Below are 19817 nucleotides of genomic sequence, written 5' to 3' on the forward strand. Positions count from 1 at the left end.
CTTGAAGTACTCACCGGACGTCGACTGCATGTCGATGGTCTGCGGCGCCATCGTGCCCGGGCAATCCGCCCGGGGACCCCCCACATGTGTGACCCTTGCCCACATGCCTGTCGTGCGTGATCTACGCGTACTCCTGCGCTTTCGGAACTTCCGTCGCCTTCTCGCCGTGCGGCTTCTCTCACAGTCGGCTGACGGCGTCTACCAGGTCGCGCTCGCCACGTACGTCGTCTTCTCCCCGGAGGGGCAGACAACGCCGGGCGCCATCGCGTCCGCCATGGCCGTGCTGCTGCTTCCGTACTCCTTGATCGGCCCGTTCGCCGGCGTCCTGCTGGACCGCTGGCCGCGCCGACAGGTGTTCCTGTACGGAAATCTGCTACGGGCCGCCCTGGCCTGCTGCACAGCCCTGCTGCTCCTGAGTTCCGTACCCGCGTGGGCCTTCTACGCTTCCGCTCTCTGCGTCACGGCGGTCAACCGCTTCGTCCTGGCCGGGCTGTCAGCGGCTCTCCCCCGCGTGGTCGACACCGACCGACTCGTCGTCGCCAACTCCCTCTCCCCGACGGCCGGAACACTGGCCGCAACAGCCGGCGGAGGGCTCGCCCTGGCCATGCAGGTCCTGACTGACGGGTCCGACGCCGCCGTGGTCATGCTCGGGGCGATCCTCTATCTCCTCTCGGCCTTGACCTCCCTGACCCTGCCCCGCAGCCTCCTGGGGCCGGATGAGGACCTGCACCACGTACGGCTGCGAGAAGCGCTCACCACGACCGCACGTGGCCTCGTCGCCGGGTTGCGCCATCTGGCCGAACGGAAGGACGCCGCACGCGCCCTGGCCGCCATAACGGTGATCCGCTTCTGCTACGGGGCACTGACCGTGATGGTGCTGATGCTGTGCCGCTACGCCTGGTCCGACAGCGAGTCCGACGGACTGGCACTGCTCGGCTTCGCGCTGGGCGCCTCCGCCGCGGGGTACTTCGTGGCCGCGGTGGTCACTCCCTGGGCCGTGGGGCGACTCGGCCGGTACGGCTGGATGGCGGTGTGCGCGGGCACGGCGGCCCTCCTGGAGCCCGCACTGGGGTTGCCGTTCGCCCCCGCTCCCATGCTGGCGGCAGCCTTCGTCCTCGGGCTCGTGACACAGGGAACAAAGATCGCGACGGACACCGAAGTGCAGACATCGGTCGACGATTCATTCCGCGGCAGGATCTTCTCGCTCTACGACGTGCTGTTCAACGTTGCCTTCGTAGCCGCCGCGGCGCTGTCCGCCCTCGCACTTCCCGCTGATGGCCGGTCCGTTGTCGTGGTGATCGTCGTGGCCGTGCTCTACGCCTCGGTCTCGGTAGCCATGTTCCGCCGACGGCACATCAGCCTGGCGCTCCAGCGCGCCCGCCTCAAGGAGTGAGGGCGGTGTTTCACGTGAAACCACGTGAAACACCGCCCCCGATTGATCCCGCTCCTGAATCGCACGTCATGTTTCACGTGAAACATGACGCCCGCCCCAGTCAGTCCTGAGCGGCCCACCACTCCTTGAGGGCCGCGACGGCAGCGTCGTGTTCCATCGGCCCGTTCTCCAGCCGCAGCTCAAGCAGGAAGGCATAGGCCTGGCCGATCACCGGCCCGGGCGCGACCCCGAGGATCTGCATGATCTCGTTGCCGTCCAGGTCGGGCCGGATCGCGTCCAGCTCTTCCTGACTCTGCAGCTCCTCAATGCGCGCCTCGAGCCCGTCATAGGTTCGCGACAGGGCATTGGCTTTGCGTTTGTTGCGCGTCGTGCAGTCCGAGCGGGTCAGCTTGTGCAACCGGTCCAGGAGCGGTCCCGCATCCCGCACGTACCTGCGCACGGCGGAATCGGTCCACTCGCCGTCGCCGTAGCCGTGGAAGCGCAGATGCAGCTCCACGAGCTTCGACACGTCCTTGACCATGTCGTTGGAGTACTTCAGCTCGGTCATCCGCTTCTTCGCCATCTTGGCGCCCACCACCTCGTGGTGGTGGAAGGAGACACGGCCGTCCTTCTCGAAGCGCCGCGTCCTCGGCTTACCGACGTCGTGGAGCAGGGCGGCGAGCCGGAGCACGAGGTCCGGCCCGTCCTCCTCCAGATCGATGGCCTGTTCCAGGACGGTCAGGGAGTGCTCGTAGACGTCCTTGTGGCGGTGATGCTCATCACTTTCCAGTCGCAGGGCGGGAAGCTCGGGCAGCACTCGGTCCGCCAGACCGGTATCCACCAGCAGCCCCAGCCCTTTGCGGGGGTGCCCGGACAGCAGCAACTTGTTGAGCTCCTCACGGACCCGCTCGGCCGAGACGATCTCGATACGTCCCGCCATGTCGGTCATCGCCGTAACGACCTCAGGAGCGACCTCGAAGTCCAGCTGCGCGGCAAAGCGAGCGGCACGAAGCATCCGCAGCGGATCGTCGGAGAAAGAGGCCTCAGGGGTGCCTGGGGTGCGCAACACACGCTCGGCCAGATCATCGAGACCGCCGTGGGGGTCGATGAACTCCTTCTGCGGCAGGGCGACAGCCATGGCGTTGACCGTGAAGTCACGGCGAACGAGGTCTTCCTCGATGGAGTCGCCGTAGGAGACCTCGGGCTTACGGGACGTCCTGTCGTACGCCTCCGACCGATAGGTCGTGACCTCGATCTGGTAGCCGTCCTTCTGCGATCCGACTGTGCCGAACGCGATTCCGACCTCCCACACGGAGTCTGCCCACGGACGGACGATCTTGAGTACGTCCTCCGGCCGGGCATCGGTCGTGAAGTCCAGATCGTTCCCGAGCCGGCCGAGCAACGCATCGCGGACCGACCCTCCGACCAGGGCGAGGCCGAATCCGGCCTCCTGGAATCGGCGGGCGAGGTCGTCGGCGACCGGGGACACCCGCAGCAGTTCACTCACTGCGCGGTGCTGCACCTGGCTCAGTGCACTGGGGCTGTCTTCGTTGGCGTTCGGCACAACAGAAAAGGGTACGTGCACCGACCGGCCCCGGCGTCATCGTTTGTAGCGGCCCTGCGAGACTCTCCCGATCATGTGGCGCAGTCCCCGGCACTCAGCCATCGGGCGCATCGTTACCATGCGGGGACGCAGAGACCGGCAAGACCGACACCGACTGACGACTAAGAGGGACGGGTACGCGTGGCCGAGGCGGCAGACATCCAGGGGACGAGTCCTTCCCCTGCCCGCCGGTGGCTCCGGCGCACAGCCTCCTTGATCGTCGGGGCGCCCTTGCTTGCCGGGCTCCTGGCCGGTCCGGCAGCGCCCGCAGCGCAGGCAGACGGGATCGCCAAGGCCCCGACAGGCTCACGCACCGTCGATGTGTCTCTGGACACGCTCAGCCCCAGCGCACCGGTCGAGGGGGACACCCTCACGGTTTCCGGCACGCTGACCAACAAGGGCAAGAAGGCCGTCACCGAAGCCGAGGTCGACCTCCGCGTCGGGCCGACTCTCTCGGGGCGGTCCGCAATCGACGACGCCGCCAAACGCACGGGCTACCTGCCGGGAAGCGACCCGGCCAGGCTCGGCGGCAAGTACAAGCTGAAGATTCCGAAGCTTGCGTCCGGCGTCAGTCAGGACTTCACCCTCGCTGTTCCCGTCGACAAGCTGGGCCTCGACGCGGAGGGCGTCTATCAGCTCGGCGTCTCCGTCACGGGCCGGACTGCCGGTGCGGGCTACGACCAGGTGCTCGGCATTCAGCGGACCTTCCTGCCCTGGCAGCCCGAGGACGCCGACAGCAAGACCGACCTGACCTTCCTCTGGCCGCTGATCGCCTCTGCACACATCACCGCCGAGACGGGCTCCGACGAGCAGCAGACCCCTGTCTTCGCCAACGACAAGCTCGCCCAGGAGCTCGCTCCCGGTGGCCGGCTGGAGCAGCTGGTGTCGCTGGGCAGTCAGCTTCCGGTGACCTGGGTGATCGACCCGGACCTGCTGGCCTCCGTCGACGCGATGACGAGGAACTACCGCGTCACGGTCGGAGACACCACCGTCGCGGGGACGAATCAGGCCATCGCCAAGCAGTGGCTCACCGCACTGCAAGCGGCAGTCAAGGAAGGCAAGGTGGTGGCCCTCCCGTTCGCGGACCCCGACCTCGCCTCCATCGCCCACCGTGGCAAGAACGTCTCGGGCACGCTCAGCCACCTGCAGACGGCAACCGAGGTGGCGGGACCCACGGTCGAGACCATCCTCCACGTGAAGCCCTCCATCGACTTCGCCTGGCCGGTGGAGGGTGCGATCGATCCCTCGATCGTCGACGTCGCCACCTCGGCCGGTGCCCACAAGGTGATCGCCCGCAGCGACAGCCTCGAAGAAGACGGCGGTCTGCCGTACACACCGACAGCCGCCCGGCCGATCGGGGGCGGCACCACCGCGGTCGTTGCCGACTACCGGCTGTCCACCGCTTTCAAGGGCGACATGGCCGGAGCCGGTGACTCGACGCTCGCTGTGCAGAAGTTCCTGGCCCACACGCTCGCGCTGACCGAGCAGGCCCCGAACAAGCCGCGCAGCATCGTCGTCGCACCGCAGCGGACGCCAACGGCGACGCAGGCACAAGCCATGGCCGCTGCCCTGCGCGCCCTCAGCGACGAGCACTGGACGCAGCCCGTCGACCTGGTGGCGGCGGCCGAGAAGAAGCCCGACGCCCAGGCCACCACGAAGGTACCGAGGGCCTCCCAGTACCCGAAGAAGCTCCGCAGCCAGGAGCTGCCCACCCAGGCGTTCCAGGACATCAGGACGACGCAGGACTCGCTGAACAGCTTCCACGTCATCCTCACGCAGCCCGACCGGGTGGTGACACCCTTCGGCAACGCGATCAACCGCTCCGTCTCGACGTCGTGGCGCGGCAGGCCTCTGGAAGCGCAGCAGTACCGCGACGCGGTACGCACCTACCTGCAGAGCCTCACCAACGAGGTGCAGCTCATCGCGAAGTCCGACCTCACCCTGTCGGGCCGCAGCGCGACGATCCCTGTCACCGTGCAGAACAAGTTGGTGCAGGGTGTGGATCACCTGGTGCTCCGTCTGACGTCGGGCAACTCCACGCGGCTCAAGCTCAATGACGGCGAAGCCGTGGCCGAGAAGCCGATCAAGATCGCGGGCGGGCACAGTCAGTCCGTAAAGTTCGACGCGTCGGCCAATGCCAACGGACAGGCGCAAGTCACCGCACGGCTCTTCACCGAGGACGGAACACCGTACGGCGAGAAGATGACCTTCACCGTGAAGGTCTCCGAAGTCACACCCACGGTGCTCCTCGTGATCGCCGGCGGACTGCTCCTGCTCGTCCTGGCAGGCATCAGGATGTACACGCACCGCAAGCGCGCCGTCGCGAACGGCGCAGCGGGGAACGGCGGCGGCGAACCCGAGCAGCCGAGTGACCCGACCCCGGACACCGGTCCGGAAAGCGAGGACCCGTCGGGAACGGGTGAGAAAGTGGACCGTTGAGCGATGTCTGTCGGGGCCGGTCGGCCGGGGACGATGAGGTGGGGTTTCGATGAACGCGCCGTACGACGGTGACCGCGCCCAGGGCGCGGGCGGAGCTGGATCATCCGGCGGGCCGCCGGTGCCGTCGGACGCAGGCCAGGACGGGGGGACACCGGACCCCTATCTGCAGCATGCCTACGACCACGATCCGTATCGGGCTCAGGACCTCGCCGCCCAGGATCCGGTGGCCGAGGCCCTCTACGACCGCGCTGCCCACCCTCCGCCGCCCCCTGGCACCTACCAGGAGCCGCAGGCGCTCTACCAGCAGCCTCCCTCGGCCCCATACGCCCCCGACCCCCGCATCTGGGCCCAGACGCCGCCACCGGAGCCTGCAGGCCCTTCGCGGCACCTGCCGTACGGAGACAACGCGGCGACCACCCAGTACGTAGGAGTGGACGACCTGGTGACACAGGCATCCGACGGCAGTGAGGAGCCGGACGCCTTCGCGCATCTCTTCCGCGACCAGGAAGGATCCGGACGGCCCCAGGGCCCCGCGGCCGAGCCGGAGCCCGCTCCGACTCCCGTCCCGCCGAAATCCGGCGGCCGTGCCTCCGGGATACTGAAGTCCAGCGCTCTGATGGCGGCCGGCACCCTGGTCTCCAGGCTCACCGGCTTCGTACGCAGCCTGGTGATCACCGCTGCGCTCGGCGCGGCAATGCTCGGCGACAGCTTCACCATCGCGTACACCCTGCCGACGATGATCTACATCCTCACCGTCGGTGGGGGCCTCAACTCGGTCTTCGTACCCCAGCTCGTCCGGTCCATGAAGGACGACGAGGACGGCGGCGAGGCTTATGCCAACCGCTTGCTGACACTCGTCATGGTGGCGCTGGGCCTGATCGTCCTGGTGGCGGTCTTCGCCGCTCCCCAGCTGATCCATCTGATGTCGAGCACCATCGCGAACGAACCGGCGGCGAACAACGTTGCCGTCACCTTCGCCCGCTACTGCCTGCCGACCATCTTCTTCATGGGCGTCCATGTGGTCATGGGCCAGATCCTCAACGCCCGGGGCAAGTTCGGCGCGATGATGTGGACCCCGGTCCTCAACAACATCGTCATGATCTTCACCTTCGGCCTCTTCATCTGGGTCTACGGCACTTCCGGCGAATCCCTGATGGGCGTTGAAACGATCCCGCCGGACGGCGTCCGGCTGCTGGGCATCGGAACGCTGCTCGGGCTCACCGTCCAGGCCCTGGCCATGATTCCGTACCTCCGCGAGGCAGGCTTCCGCTTCCGTCCCCGCTTCGACTGGAAGGGGCACGGGCTCGGAAAAACGATCAAGCTCGCCAAATGGACGGTCCTGTTCGTCCTCGCCAATCAGGCCGGCGTTCTGGTCGTCACCCAGCTGGCCACCGCGGCAGGCAACCTCGCCGACAAGGACGGCACGGGCTTCCTCGCCTACTCCAATGCCCAGCTGATCTGGGGCATGCCTCAGGCGATCATCACCGTCTCGGTCATGGCCGCTCTGCTGCCACGCATCTCCCGCGCCGCCCATGACAACGATCCTGGGGCCGTCCGCGACGACATCTCCCAGGGACTGCGCAACTCGGCCGTGGCGATCGTGCCCGTCGCCTTCACGTTCCTCGCGCTCGGTCTGCCGATGTGCACCCTGCTGTACGCATCCAGCGGGACCGAGGCCGCACGGTCCATGGGCTTCATCCTGATGGCGTTCGCCCTCGGCCTCATCCCGTACTCCGTGCAGTACGTCGTACTACGCGGCTTCTACGCGTACGAGGACACCCGCACGCCGTTCTACAACACGGTCATCGTCGCAGCGGTCAACGCCGCGGCTTCCGCCCTGTGCTACGTAGTCCTTCCTGCCCAATGGGCAGTCGTCGGCATGGCCGCCTCCTACGGCCTGGCCTACGCCGTCGGCGTCGGTATCGCCTGGCGACGGCTGCGCAACCGGCTCGGAGGAGACCTCGACGGCGCCCGCATCGTGCGCACCTACGCCCGTCTGTGCCTGGCCGCGATCCCTGCGGCCATCGTGGGCGGCGGAGTGGGCTTCGCTCTTCTGGGGGCTCTCGGGGACGGAGCCGGTGGCTCCGTGGTGGCCCTGGTCTGCGGCAGCATCGTCTTGCTTGGCATCTTCTTCGTTGCTGCGAAGAAGATGCGCATTGAAGAGCTCAACGGCATGGTCGGCATGGTCCGGGGACGGCTCGGGCGCTGAAGAGCGCTCTGATCCGCACAACCATCGCCCGACACCGCGTGTCGTGCATAGCGCCGGAGTGTGGGCACAATTGGCGGGACTGTGCAGTGCTGGCTGGCATCGCGCAACGGATGGGGAGGCAGGAACGACGGTGGCGGAACGTAGCACGGCTGCCGTCGACGTGGCCGACAACGGCGGCGACGAGCCGCTGGCCGCCAAGGCGGACGAGGCCACGACCGACGGGACGGAACAAGCCGAGGACACGGCGGGCGCGAGCCCGAAAAGCGCGGACGGCGGGCAGGAGAGAGCGGATACCGTCCCGGCGTCGCCCGATCTGCACAGCGGTCACAAGCTCGCCAAGCGCTATCGGCTCGAAGAGTGCGTCACCCGTCTGGACGGATTCAGCAGCTGGCGTGCCGTCGACGAGAAGCTTCGCCGCGCGGTGGGCGTTCATCTGCTCCCCGCCGACCATCCCCGCGCACGCTCGGTGCTGGCTGCTGCCCGCTCCTCGGCACTGCTGGGAGACCCGCGCTTCGTACAGGTCCTGGACGCCGTGGAAGAGGACGACCTCGTCTACGTCGTCCATGAGTGGCTCCCCGACGCCACCGAACTCACGGCACTGCTCGCTGCGGGACCACTGGAAGCCCACGACGCGTACCAACTCGTGAGCCAGGTCTCCCAGGCCATGGCTGCCGCTCACCGGGAGGGACTCGCGCATCTGCGGCTGACCCCGGGCGCGGTGCTGCGCAGCTCGACCGGGCAGTACCGGATCCGTGGCCTCGCTGTGAACGCGGCCCTGCGAGGCATCGCCGCCGACCACCCGCTGCGTACGGACACGGAGGCCATCGGCGCACTGCTCTATGCCGCGCTGACCCGCCGCTGGCCCTACGAGAGCGACGCCTACGGTCTCTCCGGGCTACCCAAGGGCGTGGGGCTGATTCCTCCGGACCAGGTACGGGCCGGCGTCCATCGCGGCCTCTCGGAGCTGGCCATGCGCGCGCTGGCCAACGACGGCGCCACGGCCTCACGGCAGGAACAGCCGTGCACCACACCGGACGAACTGGCCAAGGCCGTTGCGGCCATGCCGCGCATCCTTCCCCCGGAGCCCGTATTCACAGGGCCGCCCGAGTACCAGCGGACCACCTACCAGCAGGGCACCTACGGGCGCCCGTCAGCCCGTCCGAACCAGGTCACGCAGCCCGTCATCCCTACGCCGCCGGCCCCGCTGCAGAGTCGTACCGGCAAGGCTCTCAAGTGGGCCGTGTCCGCGCTGCTCATCGCCGCGCTGGGCCTCGGAAGCTGGCAGCTGGCCGAAACCGTCCTCGACCGGGGCAACGACTCCGACGAGCCCACCAAGACGCAGACCACCGAGAACGAGGGCGACGACAACAACGCCGTCGAGCCCAGCAAGCCGGTCACCATCGCCGGCGCCCAGGACTACGATCCGCTCGGCGGCGACGGCTCCGAGAAGCCCGCGACGATAAAGAACGTCCACGACAAGGACACCGGCTCGTACTGGTCCACGGACGGGTACTACACCGCCGACTTCGGGAAACTGAAGGAGGGTGTCGGAGTCGTTCTCGACCTGGGCAAGGTCCAGCAGGTCGGAACCGTCGACGTGTCCTTCCTCGGTGGGACCACCTCGGTCGAGTTGAGGACCGCAGACGGCTCATCCGTTCCCCAACAGCCCGGTGGCTTCACCGAGGCCGCGAAGGGATCCGGAACAAAGGTGTCCCTCAAGCCCGACAAGCCGGTGCAGGCGCGGTACGTTCTGGTCTGGCTGACCAAGCTGCCGCTGGGTGACGACGGCCGCTACAGGGGCAAGGTCTCGGACATCAAGATCACCAGCTGACGGCATCAAGGGGAGGGGGCTCACCGTTGGACGACGCCAGATTCGCCGACACCAGCGACCAGGATCTCCTGGCGCAGCATGTCGCAGGCGAACCGGACGCCTTCGGTGAGCTCGTGCGACGACACCGTGACCGGCTCTGGGCCGTGGCGCTCCGTACGCTCGGCGACCGCGAGGAAGCTGCTGACGCGGTACAGGACGCCCTCATCTCCGCGTTCCGGGCCGCCCACACCTTTCGCGGTCAGTCAGCCGTCACGACCTGGCTCCACCGGATCACCGTGAACGCCTGCCTCGACCGTGCGCGCAAAGCCGCCTCGCGCAAAACGGCACCGGTCGATGACGCGGAGCGGCTCGATCAGCTGCTGGAACCGCACGAATCCGCCGAAGCTCCAGCCGAAAGGCAGGACCTCCACCGCGAACTCCTGGCAGCACTGTCCACCCTCCCCACAGAACAACGGGCGGCGCTCGTGCTCGTCGATATGCAGGCTTATCCCGTCGCGGAGGCCGCTCGCATCCTCGACGTTCCTACCGGCACGGTGAAGAGCCGTTGCGCGCGCGGCCGAGCAAGACTGCTCCCTCTCCTCACCCATCTACGGGGCAACGGCGGGGACAGCGTCACGGAAAGGAACCGGACGCAGGGGACATCCGTCCCACCTGCGTCGGGACCAAGAGATGCGGGATCAAGCGATGCCGCTGCTGTGAAGGGCGGAGGTGGGCACGCATGACATCCACAGCCGACACCACTCAGCACCCGGAGATCGAAGAGATTTCCGACCTCACCGAGGGGCTTCTCTCTCCCTCCCGCACGGCAGATGTCCGCCGTCACATCGACGCATGCCCGCAGTGCGGCGACATCCATGCCTCGCTGGAAGAGATCCGCTCACTGCTCGGAACCCTGCCCGCCGACCAGCGGATGCCCGAGGACATTGCTGCCCGCATCGATGCGGCGTTGGCCTCCGAAGGCCTCGCGCAAGCCGAAGCGTCTTCGGGAGCCTCCGGCCCTGTTTCACGTGAAACATACGAACAGCCTGCCGAGCCCGCTGTCGGGGACCGCCCGTCGGGCCGTCCCCGCGGCGCCACCGGCCCCGGTCGGCGTCCGGCACGTCGCCGTCGCCGCACGGTCATTCTCGGAACTGCCTTCGGAGCCGCAGTCGTCGGCATGGGCGTCTTCCTGTTGCAGTCGGTCCAACCGGCCCAGAACTCCGCCGACACGTCATCCAGCGCCGCAAAGAAAAGCCCGCGGGACTTCTCCGTGGACACGCTCGAAGGCCAGGTCGATGAGCTTCTCGGCGAAGCAGACGCGTCGAAGACCGCGGAGTCGGGCGAGACAAGGCCATCCGTCGACACCAAGTCATCCCCGCAGAACATGTCCCCCGACTCTGCGACGCCCAGGAATCCGCTACGCACGCCTGTCGTCGACGTGCCCCCCTGCGTACAGCGGGGCACCGGCCGAAACGCCCCGGCTCTGGCGGTCGAGCAGGGCAGCTACCAAGGCACGGCGGCGTTCCTCGTCGTCCTGCCCCACGCGAGCGACTCGAGCCGTGTGCAGGCTTATGTGGTCGACGCAGCGTGCGTCGAGACCGCTCCTGCGACAAAGGGACAGCTGCTGCTCACCCACTCCTACACGCGACCCTGAGCGCCGTGCCGGGAGTTGCTCCGACATAGCGGGAATGCATGCCCCGTAGGATCCGTTGGGTGGGGTGAGAGTCGTGGAACCGACCCCAGTAGGCAGTGGCAGTCTGCAGAGACGAGGAAGAAACCCGTGAGCGACGTCCGTAATGTGATCATCATCGGCTCTGGGCCGGCTGGTTACACCGCCGCCCTGTATACCGCTCGCGCTTCGCTGAAGCCGCTGGTGTTCGAGGGTGCCGTCACTGCGGGCGGTGCACTCATGAACACCACCGACGTAGAGAACTTCCCGGGCTTCCAGGACGGCATCATGGGCCCCGAGCTCATGGACAACATGCGAGCCCAGGCCGAGCGCTTCGGCGCCGAGCTGATCCCTGACGATGTGATCTTCGTCGACCTCTCCGGCGACGTCAAGACGGTCACCGACACTGCAGGCACCGTCCACCGCGCCAAGGCAGTCATCGTCACCACGGGATCGCAGCACCGCAAGCTCGGTCTGCCCAACGAGGACGCGCTTTCCGGACGCGGCGTCTCCTGGTGTGCCACCTGCGACGGCTTCTTCTTCAAGGACCAGGACATCGCCGTGATCGGTGGCGGCGACACCGCGATGGAGGAGGCAACCTTCCTCTCCCGGTTCGCGAAGTCCGTCACGATCGTTCACCGCCGCGACACCCTGCGTGCCTCCAAGGCCATGCAGGAGCGCGCCTTCGCCGACCCGAAGATCAAGTTCGCCTGGGACAGCGAAGTCGCCGCGGTTCAGGGCGAGCAGAAGCTCTCCGGCCTGACCCTGCGCAACACCAAGACCGGCGAGACGTCCGAGCTCCCGGTGACCGGTCTGTTCATCGCCGTCGGCCACGACCCGCGCACGGAACTCTTCAAGGGGCAGCTCGACCTCGATGACGAGGGTTACCTCAAGGTCGAAGCACCCTCCACGCGCACCAACCTGTCCGGTGTATTCGGCGCGGGAGACGTCGTCGACCACACCTACCGACAGGCCATCACTGCCGCTGGGACCGGCTGCTCCGCCGCTCTCGACGCCGAGCGCTTCCTCTCGGCCCTGGCCGACGAGAAGCTCGCCGAGCCGGAGAAGACCCCCGCGGTCTGACCGCCGCCTCACCTCACCCCCACACCCCCGCGAAGTTAAGGAGGCCGCCGTGGCCGGCGCCCTGAAGAACGTGACCGACGACTCCTTCGATGAAGACGTCCTGAAGAACGACAAGCCTGTGCTGGTGGACTTCTGGGCTGCCTGGTGCGGCCCGTGCCGCCAGATCGCCCCTTCGCTGGAGGCCATCGCGGCTGAGCACGGCGACCGGATCGAGATCGTCAAGCTCAACATCGACGAGAACCCCGCCACCGCAGCGAAGTACGGCGTGATGTCCATCCCGACGCTCAACGTCTACCAGGGCGGCGAGGTGGCCAAGACCATCGTCGGCGCCAAGCCGAAGGCCGCGATCCTCCGCGACCTCGAAAGCTTCATCAGCGAGTAGTGCCAGCGACTCGCACGTGTTTCACGTGAAACGGGCCCACCCTTCGGGGTGGGCCCGTTCTGCGTACTCCACGTCACACGCTCTGCACGCTCCACGTCATCCGCCGGGCCTCAGCCCTTTGACCGGAGCGAAGTCCACCACGGTTAGAGCGGCCGTAGGACCGGCTCCTTCTGGACCGCCCCCAACAATCTGTCCAGCGCCAACTCGACGTCCTCCTTCCAGGAGAGCGTCGTGCGCAGCTCAAGCCTCAGCCGAGGATGCGTCGGATGAGGTCGCACCGTCTTGAAGCCGATGGCGAGCAGGTGTTCCGCCGGCAGCACGCACGCCGGCTCCTTCCAGCGGGCATCGCCAAAGGCCTCGATCGCTTTGAAGCCCCGTCGCAGCAGATCCTTGGCAACCGTCTGCACCATGACCCGGCCCAGTCCCTGGCCCTGGAATTCCGGCATGATCAACGCGGTCATGAGCTGTGCCGCGTCGGGGGAGACAGGGCTGGTCGGAAACGCCAGCGCCCCCGGGACATACGCAGGGGGCGCATAGAGAACGAAGCCGACCGGTACTTCGTCCACGTAGACAACCCGCCCGCAGGAACCCCACTCCAGCAGCACGGCGGAGATCCAGGCTTCCTTCTCCAGCTCAGGTCTTCCTGCTTTTACTGCGGCTTCCCCGCTGACCGGATCAAGTTCCCAGAAGACACACGAGCGGCAACGCCTGGGGAGATCCGGAAGGTTGTCCAGTGTGAGCGGTACGAGCCGACGCCCCATGAAGGCGGTCCCTCACTTCCTTCGCCCGCCGCATCACGTGCGGCTGCCAGCGCACTCCGTTCTTGAAAGAGGCTGCCGACAAACCCCCCGACAGCACCAAGCCCCAACCCGACTGTCACCAGGTGGCTGCGATTCACTGATCGCACTGCCCCCGCCTCCTCTGAGGTGGATCACGGTGGATACGCCATACCAGAACGCATCGTATCCACCCAGACGTGATGCGGATACCGAGAGCGAGCAAAGGGGCGGTCTGTGTTCCGACAACTTCCGGAAAACCGACCGCCCCTCAGCCTTCATCAGGACTCAGCCCTCGTCGTGCTCTGCTGACTCCTCGGAGAGATTCCGATCCATCACGCGTCCCTCACCAGGCGCGAGGCTGCCGAGAATGCGGTCCAGATCCTCCATCGAGGCAAACTCGACGACGATCTTCCCCTTCTTCTGGCCCAGGTCGACCTTCACCCGCGTCTCGAAACGGTCCGAGAGCCGCGACGCCAGATCGGTCAGCGCCGGCGAGAGCCGCGCTCCGGCACGGGGACCCTTCGGCTTGGCAGAACTCGTGGGCTCGGAACCGAGGAGATTCACGATCTCCTCGACCGCACGAACCGACAGCCCCTCCGCCACGATGCGGTGAGCCAACCGGTCCTGCTCATCGGAGTCGTCCACCGAGAGGAGCGCCCGCGCGTGACCCGCCGAGATGACACCCGCGGCCACCCGGCGCTGGACCGGGGGCGAGAGGCGGAGCAGACGCAGGGTATTGGACACCTGCGGCCGTGACCGCCCGATCCGGTCCGCGAGCTGGTCGTGCGTGCACTTGAAGTCCTTGAGCAGCTGGTCGTACGCCGCTGCCTCCTCCAAGGGGTTCAGCTGCGCCCGGTGGAGGTTCTCCAGGAGCGCGTCGAGGAGAAGCTTCTCGTCGTCCGTGGCCCGGACGATCGCCGGGATCCGTTCCAGACCCGCCTCACCGCAGGCCCTCCAGCGACGCTCGCCCATGATGAGCTCGTATCGGCCGTCTGCCACCGCGCGAACGACGACGGGCTGCAGGAGACCGACCTCCTTGATGGAGGTCACCAGCTCGGCCAGAGCGTCCTCGTCGAATACCTCTCGAGGCTGCTTCGGGTTCGGCGTGATCGAGTCCAGAGGAACTTCCGCGAAGTACGCACCGGCAGACTCAGCCGACCCCGGAACGGTCTCCCCTTGCGACACGGGACCACTCGGCTCCGGCACCAGCGGGCCGGAAGGCAGCGCAGTCACCTTCGCTGCGGCCACCCCCCGCTCGGCCGTCATCACCGGGAGCGCACCTCCCTGACCTGCCCCAGCCCCGGGAGACACCACCTGCTTCTCCTGCGGAGCTGCGGGGATCAGAGCACCGAGCCCACGCCCCAAGCCTCTACGACGCTCACTCACCGCATGCCCTCCGAATTGCTCTGCTGGCTGTTCTGGCTGCCCGTATGGGCATGCTCGGCCTCGTAGTGCATCCCCACGCCCCTCAGGGCGATCTCTCGGGCAGCCTCGAGATAGGAAAGGGACCCGCTTGATCCCGGATCGTAGGTCAGCACCGTCTGCCCGTAACTCGGGGCTTCCGAGATGCGAACCGAACGCGGAATGCTCGTCCGCAGCACTTCCTTGCCGAAGTGGGTACGGACCTCCTCCGCCACCTGCGAGGCAAGCCTGGTCCTGCCGTCGTACATGGTCAGCAGGATCGTCGACACATGAAGATCCGGGTTGAGGTGTCCCCGTACCAGGTCAACATTTCGCAGCAACTGCCCGAGGCCCTCCAGCGCGTAGTACTCGCACTGAATCGGAATGAGCACCTCGGCTCCGGCAACGAGCGCGTTGACGGTCAGCAGCCCGAGCGAAGGCGGGCAATCGATGAGGATGTAGTCCAGCGGCTGGTCGTAAGCCTGGATCGCTCGCTGCAGTCGACTCTCCCGTGCCACCAGCGACACCAGCTCGATCTCCGCACCGGCGAGATCGATGGTGGCCGGGGCACAGAAGAGACCTTCGACGTCCGGGACGGGCTGAACCACTTCGGAGAGCGGCATGCTCTCCACCAGGACGTCGTAGATGGAGGGAACTTCGGCGTGATGATCGATCCCCAGAGCCGTGGAGGCATTGCCCTGCGGGTCGAGGTCCACCACCAGGACACGGGCGCCATGGAGCGCGAGCGAAGCAGCAAGGTTGACCGTGGAGGTCGTCTTACCCACTCCGCCCTTCTGGTTGGCAACCACCATGACGCGCGTCTGGTCAGGGCGGGGCAGACCCTCGCCGGCGCGGCCTAGGGCCTCGACCGCCAGCTGGGCCGCACGACCGATGGGTGTGTCGTCCATGGGCGGCAGTGTTTCACGTGAAACACCGTCCCCCGCGGACTCGGTTCGGGGACCGGGGACCGGATCGGTCATCGGTCCCGCGATGTTGGCGTCGGACCGCAAGGATTCACTCTCCTCGACTTCAGGCTCGCAATGAACAGAGCCTGCCATGCTTTCGGGGTCGTGAACCAGCGAGGCCGACTGTTCTGTGGATGAATCCACTTCTGTGGACAACTCGGTAGCCCGTACGGGCTTGCGGTCGCGCGGTGTGGCAGCCGCACGACCGCGGCCGATAATTCCCTGCAGCAGAGAGCGACGTTTCACGTGAAACACGATGCATGCGCAGCGCAGCAGCGGACTCCCGACACTCCGCAGCTATCACATATCGCTACTTTCACGGACTATCAATCATAAATAGCCCACATCGCCAAAAGTGGCCTACCCCACCTACTCCAGCGATGAGTCCGACGCGGCTCAGCGGCGTCGACGCACCCTGCCCGCCCTCGCCGCCTTGGCCCGCTTTGCGGCGAACCTCACACCGCCCGGACTCTCCCCGACGACCACGCGCACCACGGTGGACAACGGATCCACGATGCCTTCACCGGCGTGCAGCACCTCGGTCTCCACCACACCCAGCTTGCTCAGGGCAGCACGAGCCCCCTGGATCTCCTCCTCGGCCGTGCCTCCCTTGAGCGCCAGCATCTCCCCGTAGGGACGCAGGAGGGGCACACCCCAGCCGGCGAGCCGGTCCAGGGGAGCCACGGCCCGGGCGGTCACCACATGGACGGGCTGAAGCGTACCGAGCACTTCCTCGGCACGGCCGCGGACGACCGTCACATGATTCAGGCCCAGCAGCTCGACGACCTCCTGAAGGAAGTTGGTCCGCCTGAGCAGCGGCTCGAGCAAAGTGATCTTCAGGTCAGGGCGCACCAGAGCCAGCGGAATACCGGGAAGACCCGCCCCGGACCCCACGTCGCACACCGTGACGCCCTCCGGAACCACTTCGGAGAGCACCGCGCAGTTCAGCAGGTGGCGCTCCCACAGACGCGGAACCTCGCGAGGACCGATCAGACCCCGCTTGACCCCCGCGTCCGCAAGCAGCTCCGCGTACCGGACAGCCTCTGGGAGGAACTCACCGAATACCGCCTGCGCCTCCATGGGCGCCTGAGGGAGCTCTGCTGCCTCCGTCACGGGGACCGTCCTTCCGTACCGCACTAACGCACTGTGGGTGGCTGACTATCAGGCTGACAAAGATCGGCCCCGCCTGCGAACAGACGGGGCCGACAGTACAAGGATCCCTCAGGCAGGGAGTACGACGACGAAGCGCTGCGGCTCCTCGCCCTCGGACTCACTGCGCAGACCTGCGGCCGCGATCGCGTCATGCACGACCTTGCGCTCGAAGGGTGTCATCGGGTCCAGCTTCACCGGTTCACCGGAGCTCTTGACCTCATCTGCGGCCTTGGCACCCAGAGCGGCAAGGACTTCCCGCTTCTTGGCACGGAAGCCGGCAATGTCCAGCATCAGACGGCTACGGTCACCGGTCTCCCGGTGAACAGCCAGGCGCGTCAGCTCCTGAAGCGCCTCCAGCACCTCACCGTCGCGGCCCACAAGCTTCTGCAGTTCGCGCGCCGAGTCGCTGATGATCGAAACCGCAGCCCGGTCCGCCTCGACATCCATGTCGATGTCGCCGTCGAGGTCGGCGATGTCGAGCAGGCCTTCGAGATAGTCGGCCGCGATCTCCCCTTCCTGCTCCAGGCGGGTCAGAGTGTCGCTGCCCTCAGCGGCCGTGGTGGTGGTGCCTTCCGTCACGGATGGACTCCTTCTTACTTCTTGGACGGGTGCTTGGGCCGCTGCGGGCCCTTGCGCTGTCCGGACTTGGCTTGGCGTGAGGAGCCGGACGCGGGCTTACCCGCGGGCTTCGGCTTGTCGTCCTGCTTCTCGAGCGACGTCTTGGGTTCCGGCTCGGCGGAACCGGAGTCCTTGGCCGCACCCGGATGCGTGGCAGCGGTATGGCGCTTCGCCTTCGTCTGCCGCTTGGGCTGCTGCCGCTTCGCCGCGGCACCGCCCTCGGCTTCGGCTACGGCGGTTTCGCTCTTCGCCACCGTCCCGTCCTCCTGAGCCGCGAGACCCAGCTTGGCCAGACCGGTGATGAACTTGCGCTCGATGTCGTTGCGGTCAGGACCCTTAACGAAGATCCGCTTCACGGTGTTGCGCCTCGTCCTGCCGCGCACCTGACCATGAGCGGTCACGCTCTTCAGCAGACGGCCCAGGTACTGGTCCTGCGCCTTGCTGCCCGGCGTCGGGTTCTGGTTGATCACGTACATCTGCTGACCCATGGTCCAGACGTTGGTGGTCAGCCAGTACACGAGGACACCGACGGGGAAGTTGATGCCCATGACGGCGAAGATCAGCGGGAAGATGTACATCAGCATCTTCTGCTGCTGCATGTACGGGGTCTTCACCGTCAGGTCGACGTTCTTCGTCATCAGCTGGCGCTGCGTGAAGAACTGCGACGCCGACATCATCACGATCATGATCGCCGTGACGACCCGTACGTCGAGCAGCGTGGCGCCGAGCGCCGCGACCTTCTCTTCGCTGTCCATGAACTTCGCGGCCAGCGGAGCACCGAAGATGTGCGCCTGTCGGGCGCTGTCGAGCAGCGGCTGGTCGATCACACCGATCGTCTTGCCCGAGGCGATGGACGACAGCACGTGGTACAGGGCGAAGAAGAACGGCGACTGCGCCAGGATGGGCAAGCACGAGGAGAGCGGGTTGGTACCCGTCTCCTTGTACAGCTTCATCATCTCTTCGGACTGACGCTGCTTGTCGTTCTTGTAGCGCTCCTGGATCGCCTTCATCTTCGGCTGGAGCACCTGCATGTTCCGGGTCGACTTGATCTGCTTAACGAAAAGCGGGATCAGACAGATCCGGATCAGAACCACCAGGGACACGATGGACAGGCCCCAGGCCCAGCCCGTGTCGTCGCCGAAGAGCGCCCCGTACAACTTGTGGAACTGGACGATGACCCACGAAACAGGTGTGGTGATAAAGCTGAACAGACTGGCAATCGTGTCCACTAATCAGGCTCCTTGAGCTTTGGGCGAGGTCTCTGTGGCCGGGCTCAGGGGTTCGGAGACCGACCCCCCGGAAGGCACATCGGCGGCGGAGTCCCCGCCCTTGCCACCACGCACACAGCTGCGCAGCAGTTCGTGCCAACGCGGACGTTTGCGTGGCGGTACGTGATCCACGCCGCCGGGTGACCACGGATTGCAACGGAGAATGCGCCATGCCGTCAGCGCAGTTCCCTTGATCGCACCGTGCCGGTCGATCGCCGTATATCCATAGTGGGAACACGACGGGTAGTAGCGGCAGACAGGCCCGAGGAGTGGGCTGATCGTCCACTGATACAGCTTGATGAGAGCCAGCAGCGGGTACTTCATCGCGCGCCCCCTCCCAGCAGCCGCTCCAGAGCGGCATCCAGGTCTCGGGCCAGCTGTGCATGGTCGGCGTCGCCCGATCCGGGCAGCGCTCGTACGACAACAAGGCTACCGGGGGGCAGCTGAGCCAGCCGATCGCGGACCAGATGGCGAAGCCTCCGCTTCACCGCGGTGCGCACAACCGCTCCACCTACTGCTTTGCTGACAACGAAACCCGCACGTGGAGGGGAAGCACTCTCCCCAGTCACGTGCGGGTCCGTGGCACCGCTGCGTAGATGTACGACGAGTAGCGGGCGTCCGGCCCGACGTCCTCGGCGTACTGCGGTCGCGAAGTCCTCGCGCCGCCTCAGCCGATTCTCGGTAGGCAGCACGTCATGACCTGGCCGCGATCAGGCGGACAGGTTGGTGCGACCCTTGCCACGGCGGTTCGCGAGAATCGCGCGGCCGGCACGGGTACGCATGCGAAGCCGGAAGCCGTGGGTCTTGGCGCGACGACGGTTGTTCGGCTGGAAGGTGCGCTTGCTCACTCGGGGGCTCCAGAAATGATTCGTGTGTTGGCGGGACATCGCCTGGCTGTCACCGTGCGCCCACGAGGAACTCGCGTAAACGCCTTAGTGCACCGCTTCACAATCACAGATCGTGATCTTTGCCCATCGGAGGCAGGCGGCAGCAGCCATCGACAACTCGACCTGGTCACGGTACGCGCGGCTACGCCATCCGGTCAAACCGGCTCCGCAGCACCCCTT

General features: G+C 66.7%; 18 protein-coding genes. 8 read left to right on the plus strand and 10 right to left on the minus strand.

Annotation, left to right across the window (positions count from 1 at the left end):
- The first annotated feature begins 103 nt into the window (after positions 1-103).
- On the plus strand, positions 104-1393 hold the full coding sequence (locus ABZS61_RS33835) for an MFS transporter (RefSeq protein ID WP_356430053.1): 1290 nt from the start codon (positions 104-106) through the stop codon (positions 1391-1393).
- 100 nt (positions 1394-1493) lie between these two features.
- On the opposite strand, the gene ABZS61_RS33840 is transcribed toward ABZS61_RS33835, so the two are convergent.
- Positions 1494-2936, minus strand: a complete 1443-nt coding sequence (locus ABZS61_RS33840) for a CCA tRNA nucleotidyltransferase (RefSeq protein ID WP_356430056.1) — start codon at positions 2934-2936, stop codon at positions 1494-1496.
- Positions 2937-3116: 180 nt separating this feature from the next.
- Here ABZS61_RS33840 and ABZS61_RS33845 point away from each other — a divergent pair, with 180 nt between their 5' ends.
- The 7 genes from ABZS61_RS33845 (at position 3117) to trxA (ending at position 12567) form a co-directional block, all read left to right on the plus strand.
- Positions 3117-5414, plus strand: coding sequence for a DUF6049 family protein (locus ABZS61_RS33845; protein WP_356430058.1), 2298 nt, complete (start codon positions 3117-3119; stop codon positions 5412-5414).
- Positions 5415-5463: 49 nt separating this feature from the next.
- Positions 5464-7623, plus strand: coding sequence for a murein biosynthesis integral membrane protein MurJ (murJ, locus tag ABZS61_RS33850; RefSeq protein ID WP_356430061.1), 2160 nt, complete (start codon positions 5464-5466; stop codon positions 7621-7623).
- A gap of 130 nt (positions 7624-7753) precedes the next feature.
- On the plus strand, positions 7754-9454 hold the full coding sequence (locus tag ABZS61_RS33855) for a serine/threonine protein kinase (RefSeq protein WP_356430064.1): 1701 nt from the start codon (positions 7754-7756) through the stop codon (positions 9452-9454).
- 26 nt (positions 9455-9480) lie between these two features.
- Positions 9481-10176, plus strand: coding sequence for an RNA polymerase sigma factor SigM (gene sigM / locus ABZS61_RS33860; protein ID WP_356430067.1), 696 nt, complete (start codon positions 9481-9483; stop codon positions 10174-10176).
- Positions 10173-11087, plus strand: coding sequence for a hypothetical protein (locus ABZS61_RS33865; protein WP_356430070.1), 915 nt, complete (start codon positions 10173-10175; stop codon positions 11085-11087). Before sigM ends, ABZS61_RS33865 begins: the two co-directional genes overlap by 4 nt.
- Before the next feature lie 126 nt (positions 11088-11213).
- Complete coding sequence (trxB, locus tag ABZS61_RS33870) at positions 11214-12185, plus strand: thioredoxin-disulfide reductase (protein WP_356430073.1); 972 nt, start codon at positions 11214-11216, stop codon at positions 12183-12185.
- 49 nt (positions 12186-12234) lie between these two features.
- Positions 12235-12567 carry a thioredoxin gene (trxA, locus tag ABZS61_RS33875; protein ID WP_356430076.1) on the plus strand — a complete coding sequence of 111 codons (333 nt, stop codon included), beginning with the start codon at positions 12235-12237 and terminating at the stop codon, positions 12565-12567.
- Positions 12568-12710: 143 nt separating this feature from the next.
- On the opposite strand, the gene ABZS61_RS33880 is transcribed toward trxA, so the two are convergent.
- The 9 genes from ABZS61_RS33880 to rpmH form a co-directional block, all read right to left on the minus strand.
- The gene (locus tag ABZS61_RS33880; RefSeq protein ID WP_356430079.1) at positions 12711-13328 is read right to left on the minus strand and encodes a GNAT family N-acetyltransferase; all 618 of its coding nucleotides are present in this window, start codon (positions 13326-13328) and stop codon (positions 12711-12713) included.
- Positions 13329-13631: 303 nt separating this feature from the next.
- A complete protein-coding gene (locus ABZS61_RS33885; protein ID WP_356430082.1) occupies positions 13632-14732 on the minus strand; it encodes a ParB/RepB/Spo0J family partition protein in 1101 nt (366 codons plus the stop codon).
- Positions 14729-15805 carry an AAA family ATPase gene (locus ABZS61_RS33890; RefSeq protein WP_356430121.1) on the minus strand — a complete coding sequence of 359 codons (1077 nt, stop codon included), beginning with the start codon at positions 15803-15805 and terminating at the stop codon, positions 14729-14731. Before ABZS61_RS33890 ends, ABZS61_RS33885 begins: the two co-directional genes overlap by 4 nt.
- Positions 15806-16108: 303 nt before the next feature.
- Complete coding sequence (rsmG, locus tag ABZS61_RS33895) at positions 16109-16825, minus strand: 16S rRNA (guanine(527)-N(7))-methyltransferase RsmG (protein WP_356430084.1); 717 nt, start codon at positions 16823-16825, stop codon at positions 16109-16111.
- Positions 16826-16933: 108 nt separating this feature from the next.
- Complete coding sequence (locus tag ABZS61_RS33900) at positions 16934-17443, minus strand: R3H domain-containing nucleic acid-binding protein (protein ID WP_329209109.1); 510 nt, start codon at positions 17441-17443, stop codon at positions 16934-16936.
- Between the two features lie 14 nt (positions 17444-17457).
- Positions 17458-18711 carry a membrane protein insertase YidC gene (gene yidC / locus ABZS61_RS33905; protein ID WP_356430088.1) on the minus strand — a complete coding sequence of 418 codons (1254 nt, stop codon included), beginning with the start codon at positions 18709-18711 and terminating at the stop codon, positions 17458-17460.
- Between the two features lie 3 nt (positions 18712-18714).
- Positions 18715-19074 carry a membrane protein insertion efficiency factor YidD gene (gene yidD / locus ABZS61_RS33910; protein ID WP_356430091.1) on the minus strand — a complete coding sequence of 120 codons (360 nt, stop codon included), beginning with the start codon at positions 19072-19074 and terminating at the stop codon, positions 18715-18717.
- Positions 19071-19442 carry a ribonuclease P protein component gene (rnpA, locus tag ABZS61_RS33915; RefSeq protein WP_356430094.1) on the minus strand — a complete coding sequence of 124 codons (372 nt, stop codon included), beginning with the start codon at positions 19440-19442 and terminating at the stop codon, positions 19071-19073. Before rnpA ends, yidD begins: the two co-directional genes overlap by 4 nt.
- A gap of 18 nt (positions 19443-19460) precedes the next feature.
- Positions 19461-19598: a 50S ribosomal protein L34 gene (gene rpmH, locus ABZS61_RS33920; RefSeq protein ID WP_078850492.1), complete on the minus strand. Its 138-nt coding sequence runs from the start codon at positions 19596-19598 to the stop codon at positions 19461-19463.
- Positions 19599-19817: the final 219 nt, after the last annotated feature.

Origin of the sequence: Streptomyces sp. NPDC005566, assembly GCF_040605575.1 — a bacterium.
Taxonomy (GTDB): Bacteria; Actinomycetota; Actinomycetes; order Streptomycetales; family Streptomycetaceae; genus Streptomyces.